The organism is Polaribacter sp. IC073 (genome assembly GCF_007997075.1).
Lineage (GTDB): Bacteria > Bacteroidota > Bacteroidia > Flavobacteriales > Flavobacteriaceae > Polaribacter.
The window spans coordinates 268,037-285,307 of the sequence record NZ_VORS01000006.1 but is presented as its reverse complement, the minus strand read 5'-3'; the positions used below and the strand labels follow the sequence as shown (position 1 = coordinate 285,307).

Below are 17,271 nucleotides of genomic sequence, written 5' to 3'. Positions count from 1 at the left end.
TAGACATTATAATAAGCTATGTTTCTAAAAATCATAGCGTTGCTTTTAAGAAAACTAAAGTTGACTGTATCGAGTTAAAAGGACAAACTTTCTCGAATTTCGATGTCGCCTAATATTACTGCCAACTGGTTATATCCAAGCTAATATATGTTTTTTTCATATACTATTACGGGATAACAGAATGTTTTTGTTTGATTGCTCAGCATTTTTTATCTTCTGTAATGCCACATCTAACGGATTATTAATTTGCATTAAATCCTTTCGCTTAACATGCGTATAAATCATCGTTGTCTCTGGTCTTGCGTGACCAAGCAACGTTTGTATGTACCTTATATCTACCCCGTTTTCTAATAAATGTGTAGCATAACTATGTCTTAATGTGTGTGGTGTAACATTTTTATTTATAGAGGCCTCTCTACAACTCTTTTTTAAAAATTGTCGCACACTTTCTGCCGAGTATTTTTTATTAGTTCTCCCCTCTACAAAATAATAAATTGGTTTATAAGAATTAAAATAGTTAGAAAATAATGGTAAAAAACTGTCTGCCAAACTAACATATCTATCTTTTCTTCCTTTTCCTTCAGAAACAAAAAGTTGTTTTCTTTCTAAATTAATGTCTTTCAACCTTAAATTTATCAACTCACTAATCCGCAATCCGCAAGAATATATTAACGCCAAAACAGCTCTGTGCTTTAAGTTTTTTGTGATTTGTAAGATTTTTACAACCTATTCTTGAGATAAAACACTTGGTAGCTTTCTAGATTTTTTAGGCCTTTCTAACACCAAATCATTAATATTAGTTTCTGGGCAATAATTAATAAAAATCTTTAAAGCACTAATAAATTGTCTTTGGCTACTTACAGAATAGTTTCTTTTTATAAAAACAACTTCTAAAAACTCTTCCACACTTCTATTTGTAAGTGCAACTAATTCTTTTGTAGCATGAAAATCTATAAAATCTGCAACAAAAAAAGTGTAGGTTTTAATAGTGCTTTCACTGTATCTTTTTCCTTTTAAGTATTTAAAGTAACCATTTAAAAGTTGTTTCTGCCCTTCATTAAAGTTGCGCTGCTGTTTTGTATTATTATTTAATTTATCGTTATTAATAATTGCCAATCCTTTAAAACTACTGTAAATTAATTCTAAATTTTCAGGAGATTTTTCGATGTACCATGCTGTTAATGTGGCACTCCAATACATCCCTTTTATAGACCTAATAAAGGCAAGTAATTTTTTATTAAAATTAAATTTAATAAGTATTTTGGAAGATTTTCTATGAATTCTTTCTTCCAAAAAAAGTGTAGTTAGCTTTTCCATTTTCTTTAGCAATTCCTTAAAAATAAGACTAATTTCTCAGAAAATAGATTTTTTTTTAAAGAAGTATTTAAAAAAGACAGACGTTATTGTTTTTTAAAAGTATTTTTTTTATAATTTTAAGAACCTGTTTTAAAAATCTGATTCCACCGTAAAACTCATTTTTTTATTTGTTGAAGGATGAAAAAACTCGATAAATTGAGCGTGTAAATGCAGCCTTTTTTCTTTTTTTCCATACAAATCATCACCAACAATAGGCGTGTTTAATCCGTTTTTATGAGCAGCATGTACCCTTAATTGATGGGTTCTACCTGTAATAGGATAAAAATAAACACGAGTTTTTCCGTTTTTAATATGAATGATTTTCCAATCTGTTTCCGCGGGTTTTCCGTGGGTGAAATCTACCAATTGTTTTGGTCTGTCATCTAAATCTACACGCAAAGGCAACTTTATTTTTCCGTTATCTGCAGTTAAAACACCCTCTAATAAAGCCACATACCTTTTTTTAACGGTTCTGTTTATAAACTGACTTTGTAAAACTTTATTTGCTTCTTTTGATTTTGTGAGCAATAAAATTCCGGAAGTAGACATGTCTAATCTGTGCACAATTAACGGACCGGTTGCCGCGGGATATTTCTCTTTTATTCTAGCATACACAGAATCTTTAATTTCTTTACCAGGAACAGATAATAACTCTGCAGGCTTGTTTACTACAATTAAAACGGCATCTTCATAAATAATTTCTAAGGCTTTTTTTTCTGATAAATTTTCTAACAACAAATTGTCATCCATTTGTACACCAGCCAACATATGCGTTAAAATTGGTTTGCATCTGCCTTGGCAAGCAGGATAATAATTTTTATGCTGCCTAACGGCTGAATTTGGCGAAATTCCCCACCAAAATTCTGCCATTGTAATTGGCGTTAAATCGTTGGCAAATGCATATTGTAAAAGCTTAGGTGCAGAACATTCACCAGAACCCGCAGGTGGTTTAATTGCAGGATTATCAAAAATAGCTAATAAATTTTTTAACTCTTTTTCTTGATTCAAAAAAGCATATTTACTAAATAATGTCTGTTGTAAATAATTAGATTTTTCTTTTCGTTCTTTTTTAAGGGATGCAATTTTGGCTTCAAGAATGATAAACTCTTTACTTACTCGTTCAATTTTAACCAAATAATATTCTTGTAATTCTTTGATAAAAAACTGATTATTAAAACTTTCTTGAGTTAGTTTTTTTGTCAATTTTTTAAACTCTAAGTCATTTAGAGTCGCAACTGCTTTCTTTTTTTGTACTTTTCTATCAGCTCTAAAAAGCTTCATCCGCTTTCTTTGAAAAGCCAAATCCTCATCAATTTCTTTAGTAATTTTTTTTACTGATTTTTTTAAGGCTATATAATCTTCATTCTTCTTTAGAACACTTAATTGTGTATTAATGGCATCAATTTCTAATTCACCTTTTATATAGAAACTACCTTCTGTACGCATGTTAAAAACAGGCGGAACAAATTTTTCGGGCAAGCTTTTATCTGCCAATTTTCCTGAAAAAGCAGCCAAATAACCAATTTCGTTTTGGTTGTTTTTTACCACTAAAACGCCAAACATTTTTCCAATAGCAAGAGTATCTGAACTTTCCAACAGTCCGAAATTATGTTTAAAATCGGTCTGATTCTTTAAATATTCTTGCAATTCTGTAGTCGCAATTTTTGCTAAGAGATGCGGTTCATAATAAAACGGAAATGTAAATTTCTTAGGAAGTTCTATGTTTGAAATAGTAGTTTTAAAAGGTAGAAAGTGTTTCAATATAAATTAGAATTAATGTCAAAGATAGTTAGTTTATCAATAAAAAATAAAGAAAGTGCGTTTAGATTGGCAATTGTTAAAAGCGTTAAAATAAATTTTGTATGCGTTAATTCTTGGTTTAACTATACTTTAGTTTTGTGGCGAACTAAAAACAATAGTATGAAAAGTATAAAAATGAATTCGATTAAATTATTTGCAACCGCATTAACCGTTTCTAGTTTTATGTTAGTTTCTTGTGACAATAATAAAAAGGAAAAAACAAATGTTACAAAAGAAATTCTAGAGATTAAAGATGATATAAATAAAGAGGCAGCTGAAACTGAAATGAAAATGGAAGAGGACGTAAAAACGCGTACCTATAAAATGAAAGATGGTACTGCCATTGTTTACAATTTAGATGCGAAAGGAATTGCTGGTTTTGATGATTGGTCTAATTTTACGATTGTAAATTCTGAATTAGCCCAAATGAGAAAATCTAAATTTGTAACGACTTCTCAGCGTATAAAAAACATGAACTTTAGAATGGCTAATTTGGCAAACACAGTTCCGGCTTGGTTAAAGACAGAAGAAGTAATGGAAGACGTTGCAGATGTTCAAAAAGAATATTTAGAGTTAATTGAAGATCCGAACGCATCTGAAAATGAAATGAAAGAAAATTTAGAAGAACTTTCTGAAAAATTTGATGATTTAAAAGAAGAGTTAGATGAAGCAGTAAAAGAATATACCAAAATTAATGAAGATGCTATTGAAGAATTTAATGAGGAAATTAATAAAGGTAAAATAGATGCTGCTCTTAAAGAATACAATGAAGAGATTAAAAAGTTAGACGAGATGTTGCAGAAGGATAAATAATTTATCTTTTTTTAACAATTTTTAAGAATAGGACAGCTTTTAAAAGCTATCTTATTTTTTATGCTTATATTTATATGGATAGGTGTTTAGCTTTAAATAATTCTTATATGAGGCAATGTGGTTTGTAATTGCGCTAATATATCGCCTTTTATTCTTGTAGTTTTGTTGTGAACTTAAAAGTTAAAAAGAGGAAGATGACAATGAAAATGATGACTATTTTAGCAATTACAAGTGTACTATTTATTTCTTGTGATAAAGAACAGAAATAGAAAGCAATAAACCAGCAAATAATGTTAAGTAAAACTTAGAGGAGTTAAATAAAAAGTTTGATGATTTACGCATAGAATTAAATGAAACAAAAGCAAAGTATAAATTATAATTGGGGGATTATGGTTTATACCTAAAAGGATAGATTTTAAAGTCTATCCTTTTTTTTGTCTTAAACTTAGTTTTTATTCTGAAGTTGTTTGATGCCGGAAACTAAAAATGGTTTTAATGGCAATGTTTTCATAATTGCAATATCTTCTAAGAGCGTGCTTTCATTTCCTAAAAAAGCCAATATTTTTTCAGGAGAATTTTTCTTAAATATTCTAGAAAAAACAGCTCTTCCGGTTAGTTTTTTAGATAATAAGACGTCAATTAAAGTACGATCATACCAATTGTATAATTTGTCTTTATAAGATGGGGCTAAGTTAAGATTCTTACCTAATTTTAAGTTTTCTACTATTTCTGTAACATCCTTTTGTATAAACTGAAACGTATAACCACTGCTTGCTTTTGTAAAACCGCCAGAGGTACCAATATTGATAATATTTTTCTTCGGATTTTTTTCAAACTTCGCCAAAGACATTGGTATTACTCCGAATTCTTCGTGCGAAATACTGTAGTCTTTAATTTTTAATTCTTCTTTAATGTATTTTTTTAAGGCAGAAGCATACATTTCTTTTTCTAGAATAGTAGGAGTAAAGAGCGTATATTCTACCAAAGCTTCTGTAGTAGAAGTTGGTAAAACATACACAAAAGTAGCGCCATGTTCTTGCGAAACTCTAAAATCCATCAATCTTCCAATTTCTGGATTAAATTTAGGTTGCGCTGTTTTTATGACCCAACCTTTAAAATGTTGTAATAGCGAGTTCTCTTCGTTCATTTTTGGGTTGAAGAGATTTGTAGAATTAAAAACAGTTTTTGCTGTGTGTAAATTATCTGTTGTTTTTACCGTGGCCGAAAAAGCATCCGAAGTAATGGCTACAATATTTTCTTGTAAAAAAGTAACATTGGTAAATTTCTTTGCATAATTAAGTACAAAGTTATAGAAATCTATCCCTTGAATCATTTTATACGTATAAGAACCCAAGGCTAATTTTTTTTCAAAATCTGTGGAAAGAAATTCTAAGGTATTCCATTTTGCATGTACAATAGACTCAAACGAACCTGCATTTTTTTCCCAAAAACACCAAGTTCTATCGTTGTTTTTTTTGGTGTCTTTATCAATCATTAAAATCGATTTTTTTTGCAAAGTAGGTTCTTGTAATATCTTGTACAACAAACTTAAACCAGCACAACCAGCACCTGCAATAATAAAATCGTATTTCATAATTCTTATTTTATAAAACGATTATACCAACTTTCTTCGATAGGTATTTCCCAGAAATTCTCAAAATCTTGTTTTGTAGTAATTAGGTTATCAAAAATGATCGTTTTGCCCGTTAAGGCTTTGTTTTTAAGTAGTTTTTTAAAGTCTTTTAGATCTTTGTATTGTACGTGTTCACCTTGTTTAAAACAAACATTCATGCGATCTAAAAGTGCCACTTCATAGGTTTCTTGCAGACCTAGAATTAAGGAAACAGAAGCATCAATATCGCTATTAGAAAGTTCTGTGGCAACATCATCTGCCGTTAAAATAATAAATCTGTTGTATAAAAATTGATACGAAGCTTTAAAGCTATCATCATCAGATTTCCAGTTCTCTACAAAGGTTTTTACTTTTTCTTCTATGGCTTCAATTTCATTCGGATAAAATTTTCTGCTAGAAGGGTACACCCAAACTTTAGCGTCTTCTGGTATTTCTTTAAAATCTACAAACATTGTTTTTTATTTACGATGCAAAGATAGCCAAAAGAAAAACCGCAAACTGAAAATCAGTTTGCGGTTTTTTATAAATTTTAAAAAGGCTAAGCTTCTTTAACAGAAAGCTTAGTTGCTAAGGTTACAATATCTTCTTGCACACTTTGGCCTTTGTCTTTATTATACCAAACTTGTAAATCTTCTTTAAATTGAGCATCTAAACTACCATGTGCTGCTTTATAATCTGCCACCATTTTTGTGGCTACAGTTGGTCTTGGTCCCCAAGAATAAATTACATTGTTAGCCTTGTCTAAAGCAATTAATTTAGGAATACTCCTACCACCATTTGTTAGAAATAAATCCATTAGCGCTAGATGTTCATCTCTTAGTACTATTTTTAAATCGATTTTATCTGAAATTGCTGCAATTTTATTAAGAACGGGCAGGTTTTGTGCAGCATCGCCACACCAACCTTCTGTAATTACTAACCACGTTTGAGGCCCATCAATTTCCTGAAGTGCGTTAATAGTTGCTTCAGAAATTTTTATGGTTTTATCTAAGCGTTTCATTCTTTTGTCATTTAACAAACTATAATTTGTTAAGTCTTTAGATTGCTCAGGGCCAGTAGATTTACCTGCTGCTAATAATGTATGTACTAATGTTCTATAATCTGTGTATGAAATTGTTTTTTCTAAGCTATTTTCTATAATTTCTTTCATAATAAAAATACTGAATTTAAAATTTTAGACGAAGATTCTTTAAAAACTTACAAGGAGCTTTTTTAGTTTTGTATATTTTTAAGAATATCAGAAGTCATAGATGTTAGGTTAAATTTATGTTGCCAATTCCAATCTTTTCTAGCTTCAGAATCATCTATAGAAGAAGGCCAACTATCGGCAATTTCCTGTCTAGAATCTGGTTTGTAAGAAACCTTAAAATTCGGAATATGTTTTCTAATTTCTACCGCCATTTCTTCTGGTGTAAAATCCATTGCTGCTAAATTATAAGAAGTTCTAATTTTTACATCTTCTGGTTTTGCTTGCATTAATTGAATTGTTGCCGCTACAGCATCATTCATATACATCATTGGTAAACGGGTTTCTTTAGAGACAAAACACTCATAATTACCTTCTTCTACGGCTTTAAAATAAATATCTACAGCATAATCTGTAGTACCACCTCCTGGTTTTACTTTCCAAGAAATAACACCTGGGTAACGCAAACTTCTTACGTCTACGCCATATTTTTCATGATAATAATTGCACCAAAATTCTCCAGAGAGTTTGCTAATTCCGTAAACGGTACTAGGTTCTATAATGGTTTTTTGTGGTGTATTTTCTTTTGGCGTTGTTGGGCCAAATACCGCAATAGAACTTGGCCAATAGACTTGTTTTATGTGTTTGTCTTTTGCCAATTCTAAAACTCCTAAAAGAGAACTCATATTCAAGTCCCAAGCTTTTTGCGGAAACTTCTCTGCCGTAGCAGACAACATTGCAGCAAGTAAATATACTTGAGAAACCTTATACTTTTTAACCATTTTTAAAATGGTTTCTTTGTCGGTTGCATCTATAATTTCAAAAGGGCCAGAAGACATCATTTCTTCATTTCCTTCTTTAATATCAGAAGCTATAACACTACTGTTACCATAGATAGAACGCAGTTCTTGCGTTAGTTCATTCCCAATTTGGCCACTAGCGCCTAAAATTAAAATGGTTTCACTCATCACTAAAATTGAATTAAAATCAGCGGCAAAGGTACTTAATTTAAGTATCCTTAATTATTTTTTGATTGAATAATTATTCAATAATTTTAAGTAAGTTTTACGGGCTTTGTGATCGTTTTCACAAAAGAGAAATTAGAACTATTAATTTATGTATTTTTACCTTTTAAACTAAATTGTGAAATATATATATCTTTTATTACTAAGTATTTTTGTTATTTCTTGTGGAAATAAACAAGAAAAAGAAAGCGAAGAAAAGCCAAAACCTTTAATGAGTTTGGTGAAGACTCATAGTACAACAGAAAATGTAAACCATCCTTTTTTAAAAGATGTAGAAAACTGGACAGAACTAAAGGCCATAGATTCTTTTTTTGTGAAGTTTCGAAAAATTTCTCCTAATGAAGCATTAAGCAACGCCATCGAATTAAAAGATTTAATTAAGCGTTTAAAAGATAGCGTAAAGCCTAAGAAATTTAGGATGCTGTCTTTAGAGGCAAGAATTAATATTTTGTATAGTGAAGTACTAAGGTTAGCAGATTTAACAGAAATAGGAGCTATAAAAGCAGAAGAAGTAAATACGCAAGTAGACAAAACAATGAGTGCCTTTTCTGATGTGAATACAAAAATAAATACAATCTTAACAAAAAATAATTTCGAAAATGAAATTGATATCGACGTTAAATTTATTGGTTTAGATACTACAAGAATAGACAGTATCTCTAAAAGAGCCATCGATTTAAGGCTTAAAGAACAGGTAAAGTATAGAAATGATTAAGGCAAAATAGCCATAATACCAATAAATGCATATAAAAAAACAATTGTTTTATTTTATGTATTACTTTATTGTATGATTGTGTAAGTTTTAAAACTGCAAAAGTAGATGAAAATTATACAAAAAGGGAAGTCAATACTTTATTAGTAAACTGGTACAAATACTTGTGTTTAAAGTCAGATGTTTAGGAAACAACCTCGTTCACTACTTTATAAATCAATTCATTCTCAAAACCTTTTCGCATTAAAAAATCAATGAGTTTTTTCTTTCTCTTGTAAATATTAGGCTCAGAAATTACTTCATTTCTATTTTCTGTAATTCTATAAATAGTGGCAATATATTCTTGTGGATCAATTTCTTTTAGTGCCGTTTTTAAATTATAGGGAGAAATATCTCTAAACTTCAATTCTCTAACAATACGCTGTTTTCCCCAACTTTTAATTCTAAATTTTCCTCTGGCAAAACTTTTAGCAAACCGCTCTTCATTTAAAAAATTATCTTTCATTAAACTTAAAAGAATCAATTCTCTAGCTTCAGGAATCAAATTGTACTCGCGCATTTTTTGTTCTACCTCTTTATGACAGCGATCTTGATACACGCAATAGTTTTCTAACTTACGTTTCAATTCATTAACAGTAAAAGATTTTTTCTTTTTTTCAAACATTATCTCGAAAATACAAAAAGGGGTTGAAATTATTATAATTTCAACCCTTTTTTTCTATGAAATAAAATACAGTATAAACTTACAAGGTTTTAAAACATTTGTAAGAAAATTATTAAAGTTGATTTTTCTCATCAATTCTCTGGTCTTCATTATAAGTAAGTTCTCTTTCCTCTAATTGATGTGGCAACAACCCTTTAATTCTCATTTTAAGCTTCGTAACCAAAAAGAATAAGATAGGTACAACTATTAACGTTAAGAAAGTTGCAATGAACAAACCATAAATAACGGTTTTTGCTAAAGGTCCCCAGAAAACAACGTTATCTCCACCCATATAAATATTTGCATCAAACTCGCTAAATAGAGTAAAGAAGTTAATATTTAATCCAATTGCCAACGGAATTAATCCTAAAATAGTAGTAATTGCAGTTAATAAAACGGGTCTTAAACGCGCTTTACCCGCCTTTACAACCGTTTCATATAAGCTGTCTAATGGTAAATAATCATCTTCAGAAATATCGTCCTGTATTTTTCTTCTACTAATTAATAGCTCTGCATAATCTAGTAAAACCACACCATTATTTACTACAATTCCTGCCAAAGAAATAATACCAACCATGGTCATCATAATTACAAACGGAGCACCAGAAATAACCAAGCCACCAAAGACACCAATAAAACTTAAAAAGATAGCCAACATAATAATACCTGGTTTAGAAACCGAGTTAAATTGGAAAATAAGAATAAAGAAAATGAGCATTAAACCGGTAAGAAAAGCGCCAATTAAAAAGGTCATTTGTTTATTTTGCTCTTCAATTTGACCTGTATAATCAATTTTAATTCCTCTAGGCAAATCTTTAAAATTCTTCATAGAATTCTGTATTTTTGCCACCACAGCACCTGCATCCGTTTCTCCTGGAGATAATGCAGAATACACGGTTACTACTCTTTTAACATCTTTGTGTTTTATCGCACTAAAGCCAGAACTATTGCTCTGTGTTGCTACTGCAGAAACAGGTATTTCTTTAATTTTACCAGATGCAGCATCTCTAAACGTTATTTTCTGATTAAAAACAGCACTTTTATTGTAGCGGTCTTCCTTGTTAAAACGCACGTAAATATCATAATCTTCACCATCTTCTTTGTAAATACCCGCTTTGTTTCCAAAAATAGCAGACCTTAATTGTTGCCCTACTTGCCCTGTAGAAACCCCTAATTCTCCTGCTTTTTTACGGTCAACCAAAACCTGCATTCCTGGTTTAGATTTATTTACATCAATCTTTAGTTCATCTACACCAGTAATACTTTGTGTATTTAAATAATCTCGCATTCTTTCTGCTGTAAAAATCAACTCTTCGTAATCTTCACCATTTAATTCAATATTAATAGGTGAACCTGCTGGTGGGCCATTGGCATCTTTTTCCACCGAAATTAAAACCCCAGGATAAATACCAACCAAAGCAGCTTGTACCTTTTGTCTTAGCACCTCACTGTCTTCTCCTTTTCTGAATTTATACTCACGCATAGATGCAGTAATTTTCCCTTTGTGTGGCATTTCTGCGGAAGAACCTCCGTCTGTTTGCGGATTTCCAGCACCTTCACCAACTTGAGAAATGGTGCTTTCTACCATAAAATTATAATCGCCATCGGTGTACATCTCTTGATTTAAAACACCGTATACTTTTTGTTCTACTTCTTTTGTAATTTGATTTGTTTTCTCAATATCTGTACCTTCTGGATATTCTATATAAACAATAATCTGATTTGGCTTATTGTCTGGGAAAAATTCAATTTTTGTTCTTTGTTCACCTACAGACCAACCAAAACCAGCAAAAGCTATAAATAGAAGTACAAAAGTACCGGCAACTAAAACATAAGGAGTCCAGCCAGAAAGTGCTGTTTTCAATTGTTTTTCATACCAGTTTTCTAAAGAAACTAACGTGTTTTTCTGAAAGTAGTTTGCTGCTTTTCTCAAAATTAATCGATACACCCACAACATCACTGCTGTAAATAAAATTAAAGTTCCTAAAGCATTATATTCTCCGCCAAAGAAGAAGATTAACAAGCCAACAACAGCCATAATACTTGTTAGTTTAATGATGTTTTTTATTGGCATATCTTTGTCCTCTATGCTCATAAATTGAGAAACCAAAACCGAGTTAAAGAAAATTGCTACAAATAAAGAAGATCCTAAAACTACGGAAAGTGTAATTGGTAAAATCACCATAAATTGCCCCATAACTCCTGGCCACAGACCTAAAGGAATAAAAGCGGCTACTGTTGTTGCAGTAGAAATTATAATAGGAAACGCAATTTCTCCAATACCTTTTTTGGCAGCTTCTATTCTTGTCATTCCTTCCTCGTCCATTAAACGATATACGTTTTCAACAACTACAATACCGTTATCTACCAACATACCTAGTCCCATAATTAGACCAAAAAGAACCATTGTATTTAAGGTATACCCCAAGGCGCCTAAAATCATTAAAGACATAAACATAGACATTGGTATTGCAAAACCAACGAATATTGCATTCTTAAAACCAAGAAAAAACATTAAAACAATCACCACTAAAATTACTCCGAAAATAATGTTGTTAACCAAATCATCTACTTGACCAATTGTTTTTGGAGATTGATCATTGGCAATCGTTACTTTTAAGTCTTGCGGAAAATGATCTGCTTTCGCATTTTCTACAATAACCCCAATTTTGTCGGCGGCAGCAACCATGTTTTCTCCAGATCTTTTCTTAACATCTAGCATTACAACTGCGGCGCCACTTTCTCTTGCGTAGGTAGTTTTATCTTTGTCTTTAAAAGATATTTCTGCAACGTCTCTTAAGTATATAGGGTTTCCGTTTTCAGCTTTGATTACAAATTCTTCCAAATCAGATGGTTTGTCTATTTCACCAACAATTCTAACAGTTCTTCTTTGCTGGCTGGTAATAAAATTACCTGCAGACATGGTTACATTACCACGGTTTATAGCATTTGTAATATCGTCAAAACTAACTTTTGCAGCCATCATTTTGTAAATGTCTACAGCAACTTCTACTTCTTTATCTTGTGCACCACGAATGTCTACTTTCTTAATTTCGGTTAAATCTTCAATTTCGTCTTGTAAATATTCTCCGTATTCTTTTAATTTATAAACTGGGTAATTTCCAGAAATATTAATATTTAGAATTGGTACTTCTTCCGAAATGCTTAGTTCAAAAACATTAGGTGTAACTTTTGCACCATTAAATGTTGGCCAATCCTCGCCCGCAGTTTCTTGATCTATTTCATCTTTTACTTTCTGTTTTGCTTTGTCAACAGAAATACTTTCATCAAATTCTACCGTAATAATAGAATAGTCTTCTTGTGAAGTTGAGGTAATTTCTATGACATTACTAACAGATTTTAACTTGTCTTCTAATGGGTTTGTAATTAATTTCTCTATATCTTCTGCTGTGTTCCCAGGATATACAGAACTGATATAAATCTTTGTTTCATTTATTTCAGGAAAATTTTCTCTAGGCATTGAAAAGTATGCAGAAATTCCTAAATAAAGAATTAAAAACATCGATACGTAAATAGTAGTCTTGTTATTTATTGCCCAAGAAGAAAGTTTAAATTCTTTATCTACTTGTTTGTTTTTATTCGCCATTTTTTCTACTATTTATTAATCACCTTTACAACCTGTCCGTTATTTACACTTCTTGCGCCTTCCATTATTACTTCAGCATCTGCAGCAAGATTTTTAGTTACTTCAATAAAGTCTCCTTGTGTTCTTCCTGTTTCAATAATTAACCTTTCTGCAACCGCTTCATTATTCTTTGTTTTATTTTTTATGATGTAGATAAACTGCTCTCCTTTAGAGTTTTCAGAAATAATACTTTGTGGTATTAAGACGGCATTTGCATTTGTGTAATCATTTAACTTTAATCTTGCAGTTAAGTTTGGTTTCACTGTTCCTTTTAAATTAGGTACACCAATTTCTATTTTAAAAGACCTATTATTAGGGTTGATGAAATTACCAACTTGTCTAATTTTAGAATCTAATGTTTCACCTAGTACAGGAAAATTTACTTCTACAGACCTATCTTTTGTAATGCTACCAATATAGGTTTCTGGTACTTCTGTTTCGATATACATATTAGAAAGGTTTAGGATTCTAAAAATTTCTGAACCTTGACCCGGTGCAACAACAGTTCCTCTTTCTTTAAAAATATTGTCTATAATTCCAGAAAAAGGAGCTCTAATGGTAGATTTATTCAACTGACTTTTCAGCTGATTTACGGCACTGCTTTGTGCTTCATAAGATGTTTTTGCTTGTAAAAATTGAATTTCTGATCCAATTTTTTGATCCCATAATCTTTTCTGACGTTCAAACGTAGTTTTTGCCAATTGTGCATTTGTGTTCAATTGCGCTAATTGTTGCGACATCCCGCCATCATCAATTCTAGCTAAAACTTGCCCTTTTGTAACCTTCTGACCTTCTTTGACAAAAACACTTCTTAAAATACCTGGCATTTCAGGATATATTAGAACATTTTGTTTTGTCTGCACATTTCCTTGTAATTCTATAAAGTGTGTAAATACTTCTTCTTTTACTTTAAAAGTTGTTATTAAAGGAATGTTTTTATCTTCGTTTAAATCATCTAATCGATCATTTATCTGTTTTAGCTCAGCAGATAGTTCTTGTTGTTTCGCATCTAATGCTGCTTTTTTAGATTTTATTTGAGCGACATCATTTGTAGCTAATACACCTGCTACAGAAACTGCTTTTTTGTCTCCGCAAGAAATTAAGATTAGCGCAGTTAAGAGTGTTAAATATATGTTTTTCATAATAGTTTAATTAAATTGTTGGTAAGTTTAATGCGTTTTCTAAAGTTGCTTTTTTAGCAATTACATCTAACATAGATTGAATGTAATTTTGTTGTTGTGTGTACAATTGATTTTGTGCTTGTAACAAATCGAAACTAGAAGAAATTCCTTCAAAAAATTTAATACGTTGTTTTTTTTCTATTCGTTCTGCTAAACCAACATTTTTCTTTGAAGTTTGATAGTTATCAATACTTATTTGATAATCATTTTTTGCCTTTTGAGCCTCTAAAGAAAGTCTTTGTTTTATTTCCTCTAATCTTATGTCTGCATTTTCTAAAGCAATTTTTGCTTGAGCAGTTTTTGCTTTTCTACCAAAACTACTAAAGATTGGTACATTTAGACTAACCCCTAAAAGAGAAGAATCAAACCAACGTTGGTTGCTTTTTAAAAACGAAAAAGAACCTGAATTTGCTTGAGTACCATAATTTAAAAAAGCACTTAATGTAGGCAAAGCTTTACTTTGCTCTAATTTCATCATCAATCTTTTTGTTTCTCTATCGTTCTCAGAAATTTTAAAATCGATGTGGTTATTAACATTAAAAGTTTTTGCAACCAGCGCTAAACTAATATTGCTTTCTGCTAAAGAATCTAAAGAGTCTGTTAAAATTAATTTTGTTTCAATAGGGTTTCCTATAGAAAGATTTAGCATTTGGTAGGCAATACCTTTCATTCTTAGAACACTGTTTAATTGATTTTTCAAATTACCCAATGTAATTTCTAATTGCTCTACATCTTCTTCTTCATTGAAGCCATTTTCGTAGATTTTTTTAGCATCATTATAATTTTTTTGAAGAATTTTTATATTACTTTCTAAAATAGTAATGCTATTTTCTGTAACCAAAACATTACCATACGCATTAATAACAGCCTCTTTGGTTAACATTTCTGTTTTTTCGTTGGCCTGTTCAGAAATTTTTAAATACGTTTTTGAAGCTTGTAAACCTACCAAATAAGAACCATCAAACAGCAACTGTTTTAAAGTTACTGTGGCATTCATGTTTTGTTGGGTCCCAAAAATAAATTCTTCATTGGTACCATCTTGATCAAAATCTGCAAGTGTTATCGGTTGCTTTATAAAATTTTGATAATCTACTTTTCCGTCTATTTGAGGAAGACCAATTGTAGTGGTTTCCCAAACCTTTCTTTGAGCAGAAAGAATGTCGTTTTGCGATACTTTTGTATTGTAACTGTGTTCTATAGCAAACTTTATTGCTTCTTTAAGAGTAAGTTGTTGTGTTTTTTCTTGTGCATTTGAAAGTAAGAAAAAACAGGTACTTATGCATGCCAAAATTAATTTTTTCATGTGTTTTTTATTTCAGTTTTAATTGGTTTTCTAATTGTTGTAATCCTTTTTGTGTACTTATTGCTCTTAGATGATAATCTAAATAGGTGCTCATTAAACTATTCATAGAATAATTTGTTAATGGAAATAAATCTTTATCCTTAATACCAATCATGCCGTTAAAATAAATTCTAGAAATAAACTCTAAATCTATATTTTCTCTATACAATTTAGTTGCGATTCCTTTTTTAAGATTATTTACTACGCAATCTTGCATAACATGAAACTGTTGCTGCTTTAAAGATGCATAAATCTTAGGGTAATATTTTTGAAGTTGATATTGTGGTGAAGATTTTTCGTCCTTTAAATGCTGCATCACCAACCTTTTTATTGAAAAAAGCTCGTCTATAGCATCTAATTTTAGTTCACAGATACCATCAATTCCAAAACAAATTGTATCAAACATTTGATGTGTTACTGCGTCTACAAGCGCTGTTTTATTTTTAAAATACTTATAAATTGTTTTTTTTGAAACTCCAAGTGAACTCGCAATCTCATCCATAGTAACACTTTTAAAACCTAGGTTCAAGAAGAGTTCATTCGATTTTTCTATTATCTTTTCTCTCATAATTTGAGTGCAAATGTACAAAAGGAAACTTTAGAAACAAAAATAGTTTCCAAAGTTTTATTTATTTTTAACGTTAGATGTTGAAAGAAGAATTTCTTTACATTATTTTTACAAAAAATTACAGATTTGGACATTTTACATTATCAAAAGGAATTTCTTTTTTATTTAGAATCAAAAAACTGGATTCATGAGCCTAAAAACTTATATGAACCGATAGATTATATTTTAAAACTAGGAGGAAAGAGAATTAGACCGGTGTTAACTTTAATGGCTTCAGATATTTTTTCTGGAGATTTTAAAAAAGCATTACCGGCAGCTTTAGCGGTTGAGGTTTTTCATAATTTCACACTAGTTCATGATGATATTATGGACGATGCACCTTTAAGAAGAGGAAAAGCAACGGTTCATGAAAAATGGGATCTGAATACAGGAATTCTGTCTGGAGATGCTATGTTGATTCTTGCATACCAATATTTTGAGAACTATGATCCCATAATTTTTCAAAAATTAGCAGTGCTTTTTGGTAAAACAGCTTTAGAGGTTTGCGACGGACAGCAGTTAGATGTCGATTTTGAAACTAGAAATGATGTTACTATTGATGAATATATTAATATGATTCGTCTAAAAACATCTGTTTTGGTTGCCGCAGCTTTAAAAATGGGAGCAATTGTTGCTGAAACAAATGACGAAAACGCAAATTTAATTTACGATTTTGGTTTAAATCTAGGATTGGCTTTTCAACTACAGGATGATTATTTAGATACTTTTGGTGACCCAGAAACCTTCGGAAAACAAGTGGGAGGAGACATTATAGAAAATAAGAAAACATATCTTTATTTAAAGGCCTTAGAGGTTGCAAGCGAAGAAGACAAAGGAAAGTTGAAGTATTTCTACAGAAAGAAATTAAATGAAAATACGGTTAAAATAGCAGATGTAAGAAGGGTTTTTCAATTAAATGATATTCCTTTTTTAATAAAAGAAGAAATAACCAATTATACAGAAAAAGCATTTAATACGTTGTCTAAAATGAGCATTAAAGACTCAGATAAACAGGGACTTAAAGATTTTGGTTTGTGGTTAATGAATAGATCTGTCTAATTTTTTTAATTTTTATTATAAGATTATTAAATTAAATAGTACATTTGCACCCAATAATTTTGGTCCCATAGCTCAGTTGGTTAGAGCACCTGACTCATAATCAGGTGGTCCTTGGTTCGAGCCCAAGTGGGACCACATTTAAAACCAAGCACTTACAATTTTATTGTAGGTGCTTTTTTATTTTGCCTGCAACATATCGGCAACAATT

15 protein-coding genes and 1 tRNA gene are annotated in these 17,271 nt (G+C 30.7%); 4 read left to right on the top strand and 12 right to left on the bottom strand.

Translation table 11 applies throughout. From position 1 onward, the window contains the following. Positions 1-156: 156 nt before the first annotated feature. From ES045_RS16425 to ES045_RS10940, 3 genes are all read right to left on the bottom strand, one after another. A complete protein-coding gene (locus tag ES045_RS16425) occupies positions 157-708 on the bottom strand; it encodes a tyrosine-type recombinase/integrase (protein WP_223267236.1) in 552 nt (183 codons plus the stop codon). A gap of 18 nt (positions 709-726) precedes the next feature. Next, positions 727-1,317, bottom strand: a complete 591-nt coding sequence (locus ES045_RS16420; protein ID WP_223267234.1) for a site-specific integrase — start codon at positions 1,315-1,317, stop codon at positions 727-729. 129 nt (positions 1,318-1,446) lie between these two features. After that, positions 1,447-3,117 carry an RluA family pseudouridine synthase gene (locus tag ES045_RS10940; protein WP_147116323.1) on the bottom strand — a complete coding sequence of 557 codons (1,671 nt, stop codon included), beginning with the start codon at positions 3,115-3,117 and terminating at the stop codon, positions 1,447-1,449. Positions 3,118-3,276: 159 nt separating this feature from the next. On the opposite strand from ES045_RS10940, the gene ES045_RS10935 reads away from it, so the two are divergent. Then, complete coding sequence (locus ES045_RS10935) at positions 3,277-3,969, top strand: hypothetical protein (RefSeq protein ID WP_147116322.1); 693 nt, start codon at positions 3,277-3,279, stop codon at positions 3,967-3,969. 445 nt (positions 3,970-4,414) lie between these two features. Here ES045_RS10935 and ES045_RS10930 read toward each other — a convergent pair whose 3' ends face one another. The 4 genes from ES045_RS10930 to ES045_RS10915 all read right to left on the bottom strand — a co-directional run bounded on the left by ES045_RS10930 (position 4,415) and on the right by ES045_RS10915 (position 7,756). Beyond that, a complete protein-coding gene (locus ES045_RS10930; protein WP_147116321.1) occupies positions 4,415-5,563 on the bottom strand; it encodes a lycopene cyclase family protein in 1,149 nt (382 codons plus the stop codon). Between the two features lie 5 nt (positions 5,564-5,568). Further along, entirely contained in the window at positions 5,569-6,054 is a 486-nt protein-coding gene (locus tag ES045_RS10925; protein ID WP_147116320.1) for an ABC transporter ATPase, read from the bottom strand. Positions 6,055-6,140: 86 nt separating this feature from the next. After that, a complete protein-coding gene (locus ES045_RS10920; RefSeq protein ID WP_147116319.1) occupies positions 6,141-6,752 on the bottom strand; it encodes a thioredoxin family protein in 612 nt (203 codons plus the stop codon). A 62-nt stretch (positions 6,753-6,814) separates the two neighbouring features. Beyond that, entirely contained in the window at positions 6,815-7,756 is a 942-nt protein-coding gene (locus ES045_RS10915; RefSeq protein WP_147116318.1) for an NAD-dependent epimerase/dehydratase family protein, read from the bottom strand. A gap of 175 nt (positions 7,757-7,931) precedes the next feature. On the opposite strand from ES045_RS10915, the gene ES045_RS10910 reads away from it, so the two are divergent. Further along, complete coding sequence (locus ES045_RS10910; protein ID WP_147116317.1) at positions 7,932-8,528, top strand: hypothetical protein; 597 nt, start codon at positions 7,932-7,934, stop codon at positions 8,526-8,528. A gap of 181 nt (positions 8,529-8,709) precedes the next feature. On the opposite strand, the gene ES045_RS10905 is transcribed toward ES045_RS10910, so the two are convergent. The 5 genes from ES045_RS10905 to ES045_RS10885 form a co-directional block, all read right to left on the bottom strand. After that, positions 8,710-9,189: a regulatory protein RecX gene (locus ES045_RS10905; protein ID WP_147116316.1), complete on the bottom strand. Its 480-nt coding sequence runs from the start codon at positions 9,187-9,189 to the stop codon at positions 8,710-8,712. 112 nt (positions 9,190-9,301) lie between these two features. Beyond that, positions 9,302-12,835, bottom strand: a complete 3,534-nt coding sequence (locus tag ES045_RS10900; RefSeq protein ID WP_147116315.1) for an efflux RND transporter permease subunit — start codon at positions 12,833-12,835, stop codon at positions 9,302-9,304. A gap of 8 nt (positions 12,836-12,843) precedes the next feature. Beyond that, positions 12,844-14,016: an efflux RND transporter periplasmic adaptor subunit gene (locus tag ES045_RS10895; protein WP_147116314.1), complete on the bottom strand. Its 1,173-nt coding sequence runs from the start codon at positions 14,014-14,016 to the stop codon at positions 12,844-12,846. 10 nt (positions 14,017-14,026) lie between these two features. After that, positions 14,027-15,358 carry a TolC family protein gene (locus tag ES045_RS10890; RefSeq protein ID WP_147116313.1) on the bottom strand — a complete coding sequence of 444 codons (1,332 nt, stop codon included), beginning with the start codon at positions 15,356-15,358 and terminating at the stop codon, positions 14,027-14,029. Positions 15,359-15,365: 7 nt separating this feature from the next. Continuing rightward, positions 15,366-15,965 (bottom strand): TetR/AcrR family transcriptional regulator, encoded by a 600-nt coding sequence (locus ES045_RS10885; RefSeq protein ID WP_147116312.1) that lies wholly within the window; start codon positions 15,963-15,965, stop codon positions 15,366-15,368. Positions 15,966-16,091: 126 nt separating this feature from the next. On the opposite strand from ES045_RS10885, the gene ES045_RS10880 reads away from it, so the two are divergent. Together ES045_RS10880 and ES045_RS10875 are read left to right on the top strand one after the other, a co-directional pair. After that, positions 16,092-17,063, top strand: coding sequence for a polyprenyl synthetase family protein (locus ES045_RS10880; protein WP_147116311.1), 972 nt, complete (start codon positions 16,092-16,094; stop codon positions 17,061-17,063). Between the two features lie 61 nt (positions 17,064-17,124). Beyond that, positions 17,125-17,198: transfer RNA gene (locus ES045_RS10875), tRNA-Ile, on the top strand. The last annotated feature ends 73 nt before the right edge of the window (positions 17,199-17,271 follow it).

Coding starts and splice junctions, on each gene's coding strand:
- ES045_RS16420 (WP_223267234.1), bottom strand. CDS start 1,317: ATGGAAAAGCTAACTACACTTTTTTTGGAAGAAAGAATTCATAGAAAA.
- ES045_RS10935 (WP_147116322.1), top strand. CDS start 3,277: ATGAAAAGTATAAAAATGAATTCGATTAAATTATTTGCAACCGCATTA.
- ES045_RS10930 (WP_147116321.1), bottom strand. CDS start 5,563: ATGAAATACGATTTTATTATTGCAGGTGCTGGTTGTGCTGGTTTAAGT.
- ES045_RS10925 (WP_147116320.1), bottom strand. CDS start 6,054: ATGTTTGTAGATTTTAAAGAAATACCAGAAGACGCTAAAGTTTGGGTG.
- ES045_RS10920 (WP_147116319.1), bottom strand. CDS start 6,752: ATGAAAGAAATTATAGAAAATAGCTTAGAAAAAACAATTTCATACACA.
- ES045_RS10915 (WP_147116318.1), bottom strand. CDS start 7,756: ATGAGTGAAACCATTTTAATTTTAGGCGCTAGTGGCCAAATTGGGAAT.
- ES045_RS10905 (WP_147116316.1), bottom strand. CDS start 9,189: ATGTTTGAAAAAAAGAAAAAATCTTTTACTGTTAATGAATTGAAACGT.
- ES045_RS10900 (WP_147116315.1), bottom strand. CDS start 12,835: ATGGCGAATAAAAACAAACAAGTAGATAAAGAATTTAAACTTTCTTCT.
- ES045_RS10895 (WP_147116314.1), bottom strand. CDS start 14,016: ATGAAAAACATATATTTAACACTCTTAACTGCGCTAATCTTAATTTCT.
- ES045_RS10890 (WP_147116313.1), bottom strand. CDS start 15,358: ATGAAAAAATTAATTTTGGCATGCATAAGTACCTGTTTTTTCTTACTT.
- ES045_RS10885 (WP_147116312.1), bottom strand. CDS start 15,965: ATGAGAGAAAAGATAATAGAAAAATCGAATGAACTCTTCTTGAACCTA.